We start from the raw sequence: 16,369 nt of genomic DNA on the forward strand, positions 1-16,369 counted from the left end.
CACAGGGTGTGCTTTGAAGTGGTGGGTTCATTTTGTCTGGTTCGAGGATCGTGACAGCATCATCACGCGCTGTGCATTGAACATGTTACACCGTTCCTATATGCAGCCGAGAACTATTCAGGCGTGAACATGTTTATCTACCCCATTCCTGGCGAGTCGATGCGACTCCGACGTAGACAGCCCCGCAGTCCAAGACACGTACTTTAATCTCAACCGAGACGGAAGGCAGGGATGGGAATTCAAAATGCAGATCCGATCTCCCGATGGCTGCCGCCACTGGCGATTGCGGTACTGGCCACGATCGCGGTCGCTGGACTGTACCTGGGCCAGGTGATCTTTATCCCACTGGCACTGGGAATCATCTTAAGTTTTCTCTTGCAACCGATTGTCCGGATGCTTGAGCGTGGCGGGCTCCAACGCGTACCTGCGGTGGTGACCGTTGTGCTGCTAGTCTCGATGGTGCTCGCTGGAATCGGCTGGAGCGTAGGGGGACAGTTGCGGGATCTCGCTCACGAACTGCGTGCGAATCAAACTTATATCAGTAATCTAGAGAGCAAGATTTTCGATCTGCGGCGTTTGTTGGGCAGCGGGGCGATGGCCGACCTGCAAGCTACCTTGGAGCGGGTTGGCACGAGATTGGAAGAGGTAGAAGGAGACGCTCAAAACAAGACCAAGGTGAACGAGACCAAGGTACTCGTCCAAGCGGAGTCGCAGTCGCAGTGGGCTTACATGATGGCCACCGTCGGTCCGCTGATGGGTCCGCTGGGGACGACCGCACTCGTGGTTGTACTGGTCATTTTCATGCTCATCAGCCGCGAGGATCTGCGGAACCGTTTGATTGGGATGTTCGGACATGGTCAGTTGTCAGTCACCACCCGGGCGCTGGATGACGCGGGACGACGAATTGGCCGGTATCTGATGATGCAGTTTCTGATCAACGCTAGTTACGGACTGGCCCTTGGACTTGTGTTGTTCGTCGTGGGTGTCCCCTTTGCGCTGTTATGGGGATTGATGGCGGCGCTGCTGCGATATATCCCGTACGTCGGGCCCTGGATGGGTGCGATCTTCCCAATCGTGACGAGCTTGGTCGCGTTTGAAGGTTGGACGCAACCATTGTTAGTGATTGCCTTTATCGTCGCGTTGGAACTCATCAGCAACATGGTAATTGAGCCACTGCTGTTTGGACACAGCGTCGGTATCTCCGCAGTCGGGCTGATCTTGACCGCCGCATTCTGGACGCTTCTATGGGGACCGATCGGCCTTGTAATGGCCACTCCGCTGACAGTTTGCCTCGTGGTTCTTGGTCAGCATGTGCCTCGGTTCCGGATCTTCGTGGTGCTGCTGGGGGACGAACCTGTTCTGCCGCCTCACGTCCGTTTTTATCAGCGACTGCTGGCTCGTGATCAATTGGAAGCAAGGGAATTGGCACACGAACAGTCAGGGGACACGCTCAAATTTCAACACATCTGCGATCAAATTCTGATGCCGGCCATCGTGCGAGCCCGCAAGGATCGCTACCGGGAGCAGATTTCGGTTGAGGATGAAGCCTTTGTGCTGCAGGCCACACATGACATCCTTGCGGATCGCGATAGGTCATCACCGCAGTTAGACGGCGGATTTCTGCACCGCCAAAGTTCGCCGCTGGCGACAGATCGCAACGATGCCGCCGTGGGCGACCGGAATGGTTCTGCGGGCCCGACGGTCGCGGAAAACGGGGCGTGTTCGCCAGAAGCGACAACAAAGAAGCCGACACTACGAATTCTCGGCTGCGCGGCGCATCACAAGTCCGAGGAACTTGCGGTGGAGATGCTTGCACAAGCACTCGGTCCCGAGGGGTATTACGTCCATTCACTGACGACCAAGGCACTTCCGAGCGAGGTCGTCGATCTGGTGCAGCAGCAGCATTGGGATGCCGTCTTCCTAGCGGTGATCCCACCGAGCGGAATGCCACAGGCCAGTTACCTTTGTCGGCGGCTGCGAAAGACGTTTCCCGACTTGAAAATCATCGTCGGTTATTGGGGTAATAAAAAGCGATTTGACGAGGTGCTTGTCAAGATGCGATCGCGAGGTGCGAGTTACCTGACGACTTCGATCGGTCAGACGCACAAGCAAATTGCGGATCTCGCACTACTGAACCGCAGCAACAGTCCCTCTCGCCTAGTAAGGAGTGGTCATGCCACGGATTCTAATGATTGAAGACAATGAGATGAATCGAGATATGCTCTCGAGACGACTACAGCGACGTGGCTTTGATGTCGTGTTAGCGGTAAACGGAGCCGAAGGGATTCGCATGGCGCAGACCGAGTCGCCCGATCTCATCCTGATGGATCTCAATATGCCCGACGTCGATGGTTGGGAGGCGGCTCGGTTGCTGAAGCAATCTCCCGACACGAAACATCTGCCCATCATCGCGCTGACTGCGCATGAAGCCCCCGGAAACCGCGAACGCCTGATTGCCACGGGGTGCGCCGAATATCACACAAAGCCGGTGCAACTGCCGCTGTTGGTATCCCAGATCGAAACGATCCTCAAAAAACTGCGAAGCGACGTCCCATGACGCCCCACGACAACGCGCAGCCCGCGACGCCGAATACCGAAATCTCAAAAGATTCGCAGAACCTTGAACAGCTATCCGCTTGCGCGCTTCCATTTTCGCCCGCTGCTATTCCAGAAAATGAATCGGATCGGCTCGCTGCGCTTCGTCGCTACCAGATCCTGGACACGCTGCCTGAGAAGGAGTTCGACGATCTGACATCGCTCGCGGCCCAGCTTTTCCAGACTCCCATCGCTCTGGTCAGTCTGGTGGACGAGAAGCGGCAATGGTTTAAAGCCACGGTCGGGCTCGACGCAAGCGAAACGCCACGTAAATTGGCATTCTGTGGCCATGCTCTGCTGCAGGACGACGTCCTGGTGGTTCCCGATGCCCATCTGGATGTCCGCTTTGCGAACAACCCGCTGGTCGTCGGCGAGCCGCACGTTCGCTTTTACGCGGGCGCTCCGCTGGTGACACCGGACGGCTTCGCGTTGGGAACCCTGTGTGTCATCGATACTCAGCCCCGGACGCCCGATGACGCGCAGATCACCGCCTTGAAGCGATTGGCCCGGCAGGTCGTCAGCCAGCTAGAACTTCGTCGACATCTAATGCAGATGAAAACGTTGACAGATGAGAGTCAACGGGCCCTAGTCGCTCTCCGCGATAGCGAGGAACGGTACCGAGTGGTCGCCGAAACGGCCTCCGACGCGCTGATCACGATCGATGACCTGAGCCGCATTATCTACGTCAATCCGGCAGCAGAGCGGATCTTTGGCTACCCAGCGGCGGAGTTGATTGGGCAGTCGATCACCGCGCTAATGCAGCCTGAACTGCAAGATCGTCACCGCGAGGGACTGCGTCGATACCTCGAGACCGGCCAGCCGCAGATCCCCTGGACCGGCGTGGAGGTGATGGGACGACACCGCTCCGGTTCGCCGATACCGCTGGAGATCTCGTTTGGCAAATATGAGCGAGAGGGACGCACTTATTTTACCGGCATCCTCCGCGACGTCACCCGTCGTCAAGCGGCGCAGATGCGCTGGGATGCTCAACATCGGGTCACGCGGATTCTAGCAGAATCGACCTCTCTCGAGCAGGCAGCACCTCCGATGCTGGAAGTCATCTGCCGCTGCCTCGATTGGAGTGCGGGCGAGTTATGGACGATCGATGCGGAACACCAGCAGCTCCGCTGTATGAGCCAGTATCCGCAGACCCAGTCGGCATTCAGCGAGGCGACACATCGCAGCCGTTTCCGACCCGGCGAAGGATTACCAGGCCGGATTTGGCAGAATGCGAGTCCCGTTTGGATCGAATCGATCGCAAGCGAAGATTTGTTCCAACGAACTGCAACCGCCCTACAGGAAGGTCTGCACTCGGGTATCGGGGTTCCGATCATGATCGATGGTAAGGTGTACGGCGCGATTACATTTTTTGACCGCAAAGCATTGCCTTTTGATCAGGAACGCATCGATCAGCTCGTCAGCGTTTCACTACAGATCGGGCAGCTGGTGGAACGCAAGCAAGCCGAACAGGAGCGGCAGGAGATGGAGCGGTTCGCCGTGGGGACGGTTGACGGTCTTGCATCCCAAATTGCGATCATTGACGAGACCGGGGAAATTCTCGCCACGAATCGAGCCTGGCGCGAATTTGCAGAGACCAACCAGGCACGCGATTCCGTCGGCATAGGCGTCGGTGCAAACTATCTGCAAGTCTGTGATCACGCGGCCGCTCGGCACAGTGCCGAAGCCGCTGAAGTTGCAGCTGGTATTCGTGCGGTCCTGGCGGGAGATCGAGGGCACTTTGAGATCGAATATCCCTGTCATGCTCCCGCTCAAAAACGATGGTTCACCGCCCGTGTCACCCGGTTTGCCGGCGCTGGCGCTACACGGGCAGTGATCTCTCATGAAAATATTACCCATCGCAAGCTGGCCGAAGCCGCGTTGGTGTTAAGTGAAGAACGCATGCAGCGGATTGCAGCGAATGTTCCCGGACTGGTGTTTCAGGCAATTCGAAGCTCCGACAGGCAGCTGCGTCTGCCGTATATCAGCGAGGGGGCACGCGAGTTGTTAGAGACCGACACGGAACAGATCGCGGCCGATCCGCAGAAATTGATCGATGCGATTCATCCCGAAGATCGCCTGTCTTTCGATCAGTCGATGTCCGAGGCGGCAGAGGATCTGAGACCGTGGAAGTGGGAGGGCCGCATTCAGCTTCCCTCGGGCCAGCATCGCTGGGTGTATGGGGCGGCTCGGTTGCAGAAGCTTCCTACCGGAGCAGTCGCGTATGACGGGCTGTTGATCGACATTACGGAGCGTAAGCAAGCGACCGAGGAACTGCTGTTGTTGAAGGTCGCCCTTGAACAGACCAATACGGGGATTGTCATCTCCGACGCGCGTCAACCGGATTGTCCGCTGATCTATGTTAACCGGCCGTTCGAACAGCTATCAGGTTATTCCGCCGAGGAGGTGATTGGACGGAACTGTCGGTTCCTGCAAGGACGGGGGACGGAACCGGCGGCGGTTTCTCAGCTCCGCGACGCCGTGAGCAATGGCACCGAATGCCGCGTTGTCATCAAGAACTATCGCAAGGATGGGGCTCTATTCTGGAATGAGCTTCGGATCTCGCCCGTACGCGACCACCTGGGCCGGCTGACTCACTTCATCGGCATGCAGAATGACATTACCGAGCGGATTCGCTCCGAAAAGACCCAGCGACGACTGGCCCGCTACAACAAGCTGTTGCTGGAAAGCACCGCCGAAGGAATCTATGGTATGGATCTCCGCGGCAATTTGACGTTCGTCAATCCTTCGGCAACTGCGATTCTTGGACTAGACGATTCCGAGGTGCTTGGGAAGTCTGCACATTCGCTAATGCATCACAGCTTTCCAGACGGCGCCCCCTACCCGGTGGCCGATTGTCCGATCTTCCGCGCGCTAGAGACCGGAGAAGTCGTCAGACTTGAGGACCAGGTTTTCTGGAGAAATGACGGGACCTCGTTTCCCGTCGCCTGCGTGGCCTCGCCGATCATTGAAGACGGAGAGGTCGAAGGCGCGGTAGTCGCATTCTCGGATATCACCGAACGCCTTCGCACCCAGTATGATCTGCAGGAGGCCAAGGATGCCGCCGAAATCGCCAACCAAGCAAAAAGTCACTTTCTAGCCAACATGAGTCACGAACTACGCACCCCGCTGAACGCCGTGCTCGGCTACAGCGAAATGCTGCAGGAAGACGCTCAGGACCTGGGACACGAGGAACTACTGCCCGACCTACAGAAGATTCATTCCGCCGGCAGACACCTGCTCTCGCTGATCAATGATTTGCTCGATCTGTCCAAGATCGAAGCCGGAAAGATGACCATTTATAACGAGACTTTCGACATCGCGACGATCCTCCGAGAAATTGCGGCCACGGTAGAGCCACTCGTACGGATCAACGATAACCGACTGGAAGTCAAGATCGCTGCCGAAGTGGGGACCATGTATGCGGATGTCACTAAAGTCAAACAGTTGCTGTATAACCTGCTGAGCAATGCAGCAAAATTCAGTTCCGACGGAGAGATTCGCTTGACGGTCGAGCGAGATGACGTGGACAACGAAAGCTGGATCACGTTTTGCGTCGCCGATACCGGAATCGGGATGACCGACGAACAACTCGATCGGCTGTTTCAACCTTTCATCCAGGCCGATGATTCGACGACCCGCCGCTTTGGCGGAACGGGACTCGGTCTGGCCCTGACACGACGTTTCTGTCAGTTGATGGGAGGAGAGGTCAGCGTCCGCAGCGAACCAGGCTGCGGATCGGTGTTCACGATTCGTTTACCGACGGCTCAGAGCCCGCAAATCCCGGCGATCGAAAATACGGAGGATGACAGGACCACGGACGACGAGGGGGCTCCGGTCGCATTGGTCGTGGACGATGACCCGGCCGCCCGTGACCTGCTGACACGCTTCTTCCGCCGTCAGGGATTCCGTGTCGAATTGGCTGCAAACGGAGACGAAGCGTTGGTCCATGCGCGAGCTCACCTGCCCGCCGTCATCACGCTTGACGTGATGATGCCTCGGCTCGACGGCTGGGCCACACTCGCGGCGCTGAAAGCCGATTCACAACTTACCGACGTTCCGGTCATTATGTTGACGGTCGTCAACGAAAAAGGCATCGGATACGCATTGGGGGCCGCGGAATATCTCACAAAGCCGATCGATCGCCCCCGACTCGCTGAGGTGCTTCGGAAGTTGCGGATTCAACATCTTGTCGATAACGTGCTGGTGATCGACGACGACGAGGTCGCACGGGCCTCGGTGCGGAAGGTCTTTCAAGATTTGGATGTGTTCGTGGTCGAAGCCGAAAACGGCCAAGTTGCGCTGGACCGCATCGGCGAAAAGCCGCCCCAGCTAATACTGCTCGATCTGGTGATGCCCGTGATGGACGGATTTGAGTTTCTCGATCATCTGCGCAAACTTCCCGAAATGCAGGATATACCGGTGGTCGTATTGACGGCACGCGATTTAACCCCAGAGGAACGGACCGAACTGAGCGGCAAGGTGGAGCAGGTTTTTAATAAACTGTCATGGACATGCGAAGATCTACAGATGGAACTTCGGCGAATCCTTTCTGAATTTCAACATCAACCGCCGCCGAATCAAAATGATCTCGCTGAATCGTCCGACGAGGTAACTCGAATATGAATAAGTTGCTCCTGGTTGAAGACAACGAACAGAACTGGGACATGCTCTCGCGACGGCTAAAACGTCGTGGATACGAGGTGCTAATCGCCACCGATGGGCAGCAGGGGGTACAGCGTGCCGAGCTTGATCACCCGGACTTGATCCTGATGGATATCAGTCTTCCTGTAATGGATGGCTGGCAGGCCACACGACGAATCCTTGCACACGAAGGCACCCAGGATATCCCGATCATTGCGCTGACCGCACACGCGATGGACAGTGATCGAGAAAAATCGTTGGCTGCTGGGTGTAAGGATTATCACACGAAACCGGTCGAATTCGACCGATTAGTCGAACAGATCGAAGCACTTCTGAAGCGATGAAGAGCTTCGATGAGCGAAACGGATACGCGGTGCACGCCGGGGACGATAGAGAAGCATCGACGGTTTCGCCAAGGTTCGCTTCGAGCCGCTAATCAACTTGGGTACTGTTCGGAAATAACTTCGTCATTCGAGTTTTGTTACAAACCACGCGGGTGAAGTGTTTACTCTGTAGTGGACGAGGCAACGAGTCCCGTCGTGCCAATAAGTCGCTGGGACTCGTAGCCTCGTCCACTACATCCAACGCTCGGATCGTAGCCTCGTCCACTACCTTTAAAGCTGGCCGAGCTACGCTCATTCCAGTAAAGCTCTAGCGGCACGCCCTAACGCTACCGGAGGGTTCATGTCATTCGGGAAACATTTTGAAATGACGAAGTAATTTCCGAACGGTTCCTTAACCGCAAGGAAGTCGGCTGATTGACTCGGTTAAGTTGGCAAAGTTAACGGTATCTGTTTGAGTCGACTGGATTGAGATTTCAATTACAAATCGACGCTAAAAAACCGAATGGCAAGCCAGCTCCGGTGCGGTCGCCAGCAACTTTCGAAGATCGCGATTAGAGCAACTAATCCTTTGACACTACGGTCATCACGCCTGCGATGTCACGGAACCGCAAAATGACCTAATTGTCAGCATCCGCTGTGTGACACAACCGATCTTCCGCTTGAGTTCACTGAAACCAAGCCGGCCGTCGAGCCAATAGAAAAGTACGATCCCTTACCACTTCCCGCCAACGTCGCTTCAAAGGGACAGGCGGGCAGCAAATAACTGGTGTGCCGGGGCTTTTTCTTGGTATCCATTTCGTGCCTACGTATCCGAAATGTGCGTACTTGTTCGTTGCAGTCGTACTCGTATTATGTGCATGGAGACGGCCAAAGACACACAGTTTCAAACAAACAGGAGAAACAAAATGAAAGCGATGCTCATTAACGCCTATGGCGAAATTGCAACTTTTGAAGCAGCCGATGTTGCGAAACCCGACGTGAAATCTGGCCACGTGTTGGTCAAGATCGCCGCTTCGAGCGTGAACACGGTCGACACGATGATTCGCCACAGGGGGAAGGACTTACCTTTGTCGCCGGATACGCCAGCCCTTCTCGGGATCGACTTCGCCGGAACGGTTGGCGGAGTGGCCCATGTCGCGCTGCAACTGGCAAAACACCGGAGTGTAGAAGACTACTCGACCGGTGAGGTTTAACCCATGATCCTTTCCCCTACCAAAGCTTAATCGTCCGCCAAGAAACGTGTAACGAAGTCAATGACCGAAAAGGGGGAACCCTGACCGGCATCGACATGCACCAGCGAGGCTGGGTGTTTGCGCAGCGCATTTGCCCCGAGCCAATCGTCCGCGGAAAGGAACGGCCACACGCTGGCCCGTTCATTTTCTTTCACTGATATTAATACTGCCGTCTTGCCCATATCTATTGAGATTCCCTATGAAAGTTCTAATTGTTCACGCTCACCATGAGCCACAAAGTTTTTCGTCGTCGCTTGCAAAACGCGCTAAGGAGAAACTTCTTTCGCTCGGTCACGAAGTCACCTTCAGCGATCTGTACGCGTTGAAATTTGATCCCGTCTCGGACCGCCGCAACTTCACGACGACCAAGGACTCCGGTTATCTCAAGCAACAGGCCGAAGAAGTTCACGCAACCGAAAACGATGGGTTCGCTCCTGACGTGGAAGCTGAGATGCAAAAGCTCGAAGCTGCCGACGCAGTCATCTTCAGCTTTCCACTTTGGTGGTTTAGGATGCCCGCCATTTTGAAAGGTTGGGCCGACCGCGTTTTGGCAGCTGGGCGAATTTACGGTGGTCCCAAGTTGTTCGAAGGCGGCATTGGCGGAGGTATCAAGCGCGGTCTAGTCCTAATGACGACCGGCGGGGGTGAAGCGACGTATGGTGGCTGGGGAGTGAACCCAGCACTCGATCGAATGATGACACCTATTCAGCACGGCATTTTTTGGTTCAACGGGTTTCGTCCACTGGATCCCTTCGTTGCCTGGTCACCCGCTCACATCGGCGATGAGGGCCGCCGAGAGCAATTGCAGGAACTTGATCGAAGGATGGAGTCGCTTTTCGATGAAGCTCTGTTGACGCTCCCGCCCCTTGCGGATTTTCCTCGCTTTAGCGTCAATACGAAAAACCGATTTCAGGTGGTCGTTCGATTCGTCAAACCATTCGACGAGGAATTTCATCGACTGGTACCCGCCGAACACAAAATGATCGACGAATGGCGACGCGATGGACGGCTGCTCGAGTTTGCTCGTTCGGAAATGGACGATCCGAATCCGCGAGTCTTCATGACGTTGCGTGCGACCGACGCTGCGGAGGTCCAGGACTGGTTCGGACAACTGCCGTTAGCAGACTACCTTGAGACTGAAGTCACCAAGCTTCATAAGCCCGTATAGCGACACGTTGCAAACGAAAAATATTGCATCTGGCACGAAAGCCGCGCCGAAAGATGCGTAAGGTTGATGGCGGATTGCTACGTCTCAGTTTATCCAGCCATCATTTTTCAGAACTTGACATTTACACGAGTGAATTTGATGCAACCCACGATCGATCCGTTTCCTTGACACCAAAGGCTGCCAACGAACATACTCTCGGGACTTAACGAGGTCGTCCTATCCGGTCGGTATAACGGATACTATCTTTGACGGCCAATTACCACTTTCAATCTGCATTGACCTGTTACAGGAAACATAGAAAGAGAACTCTGAATGCCTCAACGACGAATGGATCTGTACTTCCCCAATTTGAACGCCGCTTGCGAGGACGTTCGTCACTTGCGTCAAGTTGGCAATGAGTTGACCGAGCAATGGAGTCTTGCCCAGATTCTCGACCACCTGAATCTTTCGTTGCAGATGACGCTCACCGGTGCTGAGTTCACGTTCCCTGTTCTTTTGCGGCCACTGTTTCGAGTGATGTTCAGCCGCACGTTGCGTGTTGGGAAGCCGTCGAAATTGCGTGGAAAGGCTCCAAAGGAGATCCAGCCCTCCGCAAATCTTGATGAAGATTCCTGTGCAAATCGCTTTTATCAACTTTGCGATACCCTAATGCAGCCCGACACCAAATTCGTTGAGACCTATCCGATGCTCGGGCGGTTAAACCGGGAGCAGTGGCTTCAATTGCAACAGTGGCACTGCGCTCATCATTTGAGTTTTGCAGTGCCCCACGTATCTCGTTCAAAAACCGTCTAATCACCATCAATAATCGTGTCGACCAATTTGGTGTGAATGCGAAGTTTGACGCGGAAAGGGAAAGGTTGCGGAGTGTCCGCCTCACATCGGGGCTATTCGCAGCCGCGGCCGACAATCCATCGGCCCGCGACCAATGTTTGATGTTGTCGAGCGTCGTGTTGGCTGCGTCGTACTTGGCTCGAATTCGCGAATAGAAGGGCTGCCGGGGCGAGCGTCCTGGCGTGGATGAGGAGCGAGAAGCTCCGCTGCGCCATGCTTGCTCGATTATCCCTGACGAACGCTTCAACATCCGTGTTGATAGGGAATCGTGGATTCAAGACTGAAAGATTGTTGCGACAGAAAATTTTGCAGGCCGAGAAGCGAGTGCTCTATTTTTCGGTTTTCATATTTCTGTCAATCATTTTCCTGTTCGCAATTCCGTCACGCGTCGCTCATTCGCGATGATCAGAGTGATTCGCGGGCAGACGCTTAGCTGCAGTGTTCGCCACGAGTCAGGCGAAGTTTTATGCATCGGAGTGCTCGTATTGTGGACTTGATCGCGATGGGGAGTGCGAAGTGATGCCAGGTGAGAGGTGTCGGCTGGGAGCCGGATGCGCCAGTCCGGTCCTGAGAGGGTTCGGTGATCAATTGGACAAGGATCAAATATTGTGACACCACAAGGAGAAATCTGTGGCAAACCGTGAACACAAAGCGTATCCTAACATCCGAGAGACTCCGTTCTACTCGCCCGAAGGACGCTAGCTGAGCGATTTGGCTGTTAGAAACTTTTTCGCACGTTCTCGGTTACGCGGTCGCTACCGAACTAATGTAGTCGCAATCTAACAACTAAATATCTCACCTGTAAGTACCTTGTTCCAATGTTAAACATCGCAATGGGAGTTGCTTTAATTGCTCTGGTTCTATACTTACAAATATCTCGGGGGATGTACCGAACGGTGAAGAAAAACGCCAATGAGATGAACAGTGAACTCGATTTAGATTCCATGAACAGTGAACTGGAGTCGGACTTTCTGCTTTGGAAAGCGGCGTTTCGTGATGAATTGAGAACACATCTTGCGGCATTGCAATGCGACAATGACTTGTTTGGCTTTGCTCTGGAACCTGCAGAAGATCTCGGAAATCTACATTTTATCACTTGCGTTGGACGTGAATCTACTCATGAAGACAGAGACTCATTGACCCAGAGATTTACTCACGTCGAGTGGAGCGGGTTTCTTCCGCCAAACGAGTTTGAAAAATCGCTCCAATATCTTGAGGCAATCGGCAAGAAGTATCACGACCTGCTCATCGATTCAGCTACTAGTCAATACACTGAGGCTGGAGAAAACTTTCGAGAACGCTGGTATTCAGAAATCCTTAAAGTAATGCTCGAATGCGATAGGCAAGGCGAATTCGGTAACATCTGGTTTAAGATCATTACCTTTTCGGATTTCTATCATTCAATTCAAGTTCGATCTTTTCTTCGTCTCAATTGCAACAGGACATTTGCGACGAGATGTTCCTGGTTAGTTTTGAAAAGGCTAGGGTATTTCATTGGGAAAATAATTCGGAGTGCGTCAAGTCGCGTTCTAAGAATAATCGGCAACGAAAACCCGGGGTAATCATGCCGTGAACCGGAGCGGCCGATAAGGCGATTTTGAATAACAATGTTTTCAGGCGGCAGCCCGGTTCACGGCATCTACCCACGACGTGCACCGCGCATCCGGCCTTGCTAAACTCGGCCATCACAACGTCAACCGCCGGATCGGCGTAACGTCAAACGTTATTCGAATGGAACTTCATGATCTCCTGTCGCAGAGCAACGAACGCAGATGTCGACCTGTTTCGAAGCATCCGGCTTCGCGCACTTCAAGATTGCCCTGATGCGTTCGGCTCAACCTACGAAGCTGCGATCAAAAGAGATCATGCTTCGTGGAGAGATCAGCTTCTTTCCACCAGTCATGGAATCGATCGCAATACTCAACTTGCCTTTGCCGCGGAGAAGTGTGTCGGATTAGCCGCATTGTACCGCGATCAAGATACCGCCTCTGGTGAGATCGTGCAGATGTGGGTTGCCCCCGATCATCGAGGTTCGCCCGCAGCGTCAATGCTACTGGGGCAACTTCGAATCTGGGCCGCCGAAGTAGGCATCCATCACCTGAATCTGTCGGTCACAAACACCAACGGCAGGGCCATCAAGTTCTATGAAAACCAAGGATTTCTTTCTACTGGAGAGTGTGTTAGCACTGACCGTAATCGCGAACTGCAGGGAATCCTAATGACGCTCAATCTCGCCTCCCGACGCGGCGGATAGGAGTGCTGCATTTCCGTTTGCCGTGCATCTATCTGAACTTGTCTGCGTTTTGAATCACGAATCGTCGTGACAGAACTTCGACGCTCTCATTTGCTGCGTAGAACTTCGAGTCGTATTCGTCGAATGCCTTCTCGTTGTTCGCGTACACCGCAGCCAGTTGCTCCTGTCGCTTCTCTCGATCAGGGAACGGTTTCTCGTCCCCAAACAAGCTCAAGACGCCTTCAAATATCGGTAACCGCTCCGTCGATCCCATCGCCTTAAGACCCTCGCGAGCGACTTGCCAGTTGTTGCCTGCCGAGTTGAAAAAGTACTGAGAATGCCCGCCATTGTTGACCTCGGCATCCAGCCAAAACACTGCCAAGTACATTTGCTGCTCTTTATTCAGGGACTCCCAGCCGCCGGATTTCTCTTGTTCCCAAATCCGGTCTTCGAAGTTTTGCAGGCCGTGACTGGCTATCAACCCTCGGGCAGCCCCTTCGGACACATGATCGTCGGAGTGATTGCTGTACTCCTCCAGGACAGCGATATCCTCCGCCATCTTGTATTTGCCGAGCAATGCGAGCGACTCGCCCAAAGCGTAGTTGCTCGGATACTTCATGTCTCGGTCGACGTAAGTCAGAATCAGTGACCTGACCGCATTCCGCTCGATTTGCAGATTGAACTCATTGATTACCCGTAGAACTTCGTGAAGATAATTTTTGTCGGTATCGAGAATTTCCTCCGCTAGCCGGTACTCATACTCCTACTCGAAATGGGGCACCATTGACCGAGCCAAGGTTCGACCACGATTGGCTCGACGTTTAACGTCTGTCGATTGACTATGTCGCGTCGTCGTTCTCGACCGCCGCCAAACTCAACCGTTGCCAGGGCGACGCCACACGCGTGAGGTGCGAGACGCGCCATCCTATTGTCAAGATCATCGGCAAATCCAGGCATGGAAAGAACTATCGCAATCCATAACCACAGAGCTTGAGTCCAGCGTTCGTTCATTATTGGCTTTTATCTAGCTGTGCAGGAAGTCGATGGAGACACGACCGCGGTCGCAAACTGAGTGGCATACGTCTGGTGAATCGCATGAGACGATCGAGTTTTTCAGCTGCAGAGACTAATGTGGAAGTTGCCTCAAAGTCCCACGGTCCAGCCCTATGCAGTATAGCGTCATGGATGCCTCCCAACGAAACGCACCAATTTAAACGGAATTCATACCCGCTCGTCAATCAGTCCTTGCCAGTCCGCATGTGTACGGGGTAGTTACCCCTGCGGTTTGGTCGCCGCAACCATGTAGCGCTGCGTTCGTGTGGAAGGCAACGCATTCGTGTGGTCCATCAGCCCAACAAAGTCTATCCGGAAACCAGTGTTCTCGAGCAAGTAAGGGACAGTCGCTGTCGTTCGGCAGGCAGAGAGCGGTAGCGTATCAACAACACCGTCCCATGTCCCGGACCAGTCGTGACGATCAAATAGACCGTCCATCACGACGACGGCACCGCCAGGGCGAAGCCAAGAGTACCAATTTCGAAAAGCGGCAAGTGGATCAAATAGGCAGTTTGCGAGCTGCCGTGAAGCAATAAGGTCGAAAGATTCCGCGTCGAAGTGCTGGCGGTCATCTGCGTGGTCACAGAAGCCTTGAACAGTCGTTACGCATCTGAGTTCGGGTCTCAATTCGAGCAAGGCATTCATTGCCGAGCAGGGCTCAAGTGCAGTGATACGAAGCCCAGCAATACGCACCAATGCAAGACACAGCGCGCCGGTGCCGCTGCCAGCATCGAGAACCGCCATATTGTCAGACAACGCAATGCAGCGTTTCAGGTCAGCAACGCATGCGTCGTGATCCGCAGAGGTCATCCCGGCGCCCCATGCGTCATATCTCGACGCCTCCTCGGCGTCGTAGGTCGCAAGATAGCGTTCTCGCGATTCCTGTTGAGTTCCACGATAAGTCAAGTGATTTCAGTTGAGTTATGGTTTGCGATCTGCCGGCGGCGGCGACTTTGCTGTTTCGAAAACGGCAACCACCGCTGCTTCGTCATCATCGCGAGATTCGCGAGTTCCAACGCCGAGAAATCCAGTTTTCAAAGGCGTCTCCATCACCGTCTCACCACGCAACGCTACCTTGTAGGCCGACGCTGATGGTCGCGATGAGACGACGTGCTGAAGGATTCCATTGATGAAGTGGAGACCGACGCCGTGATCGGCTGCGTAACCGTCCAGCATTCCATTCGAGAATAATTGGTGATATGTAGGGCGCCGTGCAACCTCGCCATCATAGTGCGGACAGTTGCTGCAAAGCAAGAAGCCGAGGCAATTCATCGGCTGCAATTCGGCGCCGAAGAAATCAGTAACACCCTGCTGAAACCAACATATCGATCCGGCTGAGAGGCCAGTCAGGATCGTGCCAGCAGAGAGAGCTGCGTTGAGAGCTTTGTCAAACCCATGGGCTCGACAAATTGCCAACATATTGGCCGCATTTCCACCACCCACGTAAATGACGTCCTGTGAACAAGCGAAGTCCTCAAGATCATTCACTTTTCGTCGCACAAGTTCTAGGTCGGATGCACGGCAGTTGGTCGACGCAAAGTGGCGATAGAATTGTAACGTATAGCTGTCGGCATCTCCGGAAGCCGCTGGAATAAAGCAAATTCTTGGTTTGTCTATTTTTTCATGCATGCAAGATATAGTCATCCAAGAGCGGCGATTCATCCATTGAGCCCCCGCCCCCACCAAGTGCAACGATTTGCTTGGCTGCATCTGCCATCATGTTCCATTGGCCGGCGAACGGTTACCGCAACCGGGCGGCGGCGAATGACATACGACCAGACGAAAAAGCGTTTCACCGCCCCTCCGCCATCACCACGCAGTTATCCGTTGCATTCGATACGATTTTTATGAAGAACACTTTGCAGTGACGTCTTCCACCATGGAAAGTATCGCCGAATCCGATTCGGAAAGGCGTGGTTGGCAACCAATCCGAATAGCAGCACCGACGCCGGAAGTGCGATGGCGACACAAGCAAGGAGTCGATGGTCGTACATATCGACCCACCGGAGGTATGCGGGAAGCGGGACAAGATGCGGTCGCATGGTTTCGTGGGCATAGATGAACGGAATGACGATACCAAGTACGAAGGCCACCGATCCGAGCAGGATTGCGGTTTCAAACACGGGAAGTACAAGCAACAATTTCGCATCAGATCCGCGATCTGATGAGAGCGGGTCGCTAACGTGTTGTGATTTTTCGTGCGTCATGGGTTTTCGTTTACAAGGTTCGCCACTTCAGTCGCAGAACATCGCCAATCACCCAGTCGCGGCAA

Annotated in this window: 14 protein-coding genes; 9 read left to right on the plus strand and 5 right to left on the minus strand. The window is 54.2% G+C overall.

The window, feature by feature from the left end:
• The first annotated feature begins 231 nt into the window (after positions 1–231).
• From ABEA92_RS21005 to ABEA92_RS21025, 5 genes are all read left to right on the plus strand, one after another.
• Positions 232–2,196 carry an AI-2E family transporter gene (locus ABEA92_RS21005; RefSeq protein ID WP_345685872.1) on the plus strand — a complete coding sequence of 655 codons (1,965 nt, stop codon included), beginning with the start codon at positions 232–234 and terminating at the stop codon, positions 2,194–2,196.
• Complete coding sequence (locus ABEA92_RS21010) at positions 2,174–2,557, plus strand: response regulator (protein ID WP_345685874.1); 384 nt, start codon at positions 2,174–2,176, stop codon at positions 2,555–2,557. Before ABEA92_RS21005 ends, ABEA92_RS21010 begins: the two co-directional genes overlap by 23 nt.
• Positions 2,554–7,218, plus strand: a complete 4,665-nt coding sequence (locus tag ABEA92_RS21015) for a PAS domain S-box protein (RefSeq protein WP_345685876.1) — start codon at positions 2,554–2,556, stop codon at positions 7,216–7,218. The genes ABEA92_RS21010 and ABEA92_RS21015 overlap by 4 nt, the downstream gene beginning before the upstream one ends.
• Complete coding sequence (locus tag ABEA92_RS21020; protein ID WP_345685877.1) at positions 7,215–7,580, plus strand: response regulator; 366 nt, start codon at positions 7,215–7,217, stop codon at positions 7,578–7,580. The genes ABEA92_RS21015 and ABEA92_RS21020 overlap by 4 nt, the downstream gene beginning before the upstream one ends.
• Before the next feature lie 905 nt (positions 7,581–8,485).
• Positions 8,486–8,773, plus strand: a complete 288-nt coding sequence (locus ABEA92_RS21025; protein WP_425572474.1) for an alcohol dehydrogenase catalytic domain-containing protein — start codon at positions 8,486–8,488, stop codon at positions 8,771–8,773.
• A 26-nt stretch (positions 8,774–8,799) separates the two neighbouring features.
• Here ABEA92_RS21025 and ABEA92_RS21030 read toward each other — a convergent pair whose 3' ends face one another.
• Positions 8,800–8,994, minus strand: a complete 195-nt coding sequence (locus ABEA92_RS21030) for a hypothetical protein (RefSeq protein ID WP_345685879.1) — start codon at positions 8,992–8,994, stop codon at positions 8,800–8,802.
• Between the two features lie 17 nt (positions 8,995–9,011).
• Here ABEA92_RS21030 and ABEA92_RS21035 point away from each other — a divergent pair, with 17 nt between their 5' ends.
• From ABEA92_RS21035 to ABEA92_RS21050, 4 genes are all read left to right on the plus strand, one after another.
• Positions 9,012–9,980, plus strand: coding sequence for a muconolactone Delta-isomerase family protein (locus tag ABEA92_RS21035; protein ID WP_345685881.1), 969 nt, complete (start codon positions 9,012–9,014; stop codon positions 9,978–9,980).
• A 327-nt stretch (positions 9,981–10,307) separates the two neighbouring features.
• On the plus strand, positions 10,308–10,772 hold the full coding sequence (locus ABEA92_RS21040) for a DUF1569 domain-containing protein (protein ID WP_345686113.1): 465 nt from the start codon (positions 10,308–10,310) through the stop codon (positions 10,770–10,772).
• A gap of 857 nt (positions 10,773–11,629) precedes the next feature.
• Entirely contained in the window at positions 11,630–12,373 is a 744-nt protein-coding gene (locus tag ABEA92_RS21045; RefSeq protein WP_345685883.1) for a hypothetical protein, read from the plus strand.
• Between the two features lie 179 nt (positions 12,374–12,552).
• Positions 12,553–13,065: a GNAT family N-acetyltransferase gene (locus ABEA92_RS21050; protein ID WP_345685885.1), complete on the plus strand. Its 513-nt coding sequence runs from the start codon at positions 12,553–12,555 to the stop codon at positions 13,063–13,065.
• Between the two features lie 28 nt (positions 13,066–13,093).
• On the opposite strand, the gene ABEA92_RS21055 is transcribed toward ABEA92_RS21050, so the two are convergent.
• The 4 genes from ABEA92_RS21055 to ABEA92_RS21070 all read right to left on the minus strand — a co-directional run bounded on the left by ABEA92_RS21055 (position 13,094) and on the right by ABEA92_RS21070 (position 16,304).
• Positions 13,094–13,663: a DMP19 family protein gene (locus ABEA92_RS21055; RefSeq protein ID WP_345685887.1), complete on the minus strand. Its 570-nt coding sequence runs from the start codon at positions 13,661–13,663 to the stop codon at positions 13,094–13,096.
• Positions 13,664–14,316: 653 nt separating this feature from the next.
• On the minus strand, positions 14,317–15,003 hold the full coding sequence (locus ABEA92_RS21060; protein ID WP_345685889.1) for a class I SAM-dependent methyltransferase: 687 nt from the start codon (positions 15,001–15,003) through the stop codon (positions 14,317–14,319).
• A 15-nt stretch (positions 15,004–15,018) separates the two neighbouring features.
• Positions 15,019–15,726, minus strand: coding sequence for a Type 1 glutamine amidotransferase-like domain-containing protein (locus tag ABEA92_RS21065; protein WP_345685891.1), 708 nt, complete (start codon positions 15,724–15,726; stop codon positions 15,019–15,021).
• A gap of 191 nt (positions 15,727–15,917) precedes the next feature.
• Positions 15,918–16,304, minus strand: coding sequence for a hypothetical protein (locus tag ABEA92_RS21070; protein WP_345685893.1), 387 nt, complete (start codon positions 16,302–16,304; stop codon positions 15,918–15,920).
• Positions 16,305–16,369 lie beyond the last annotated feature (65 nt).

The sequence above is a fragment of the Novipirellula caenicola genome (assembly GCF_039545035.1).
GTDB lineage: Bacteria > Planctomycetota > Planctomycetia > Pirellulales > Pirellulaceae > Novipirellula > Novipirellula caenicola.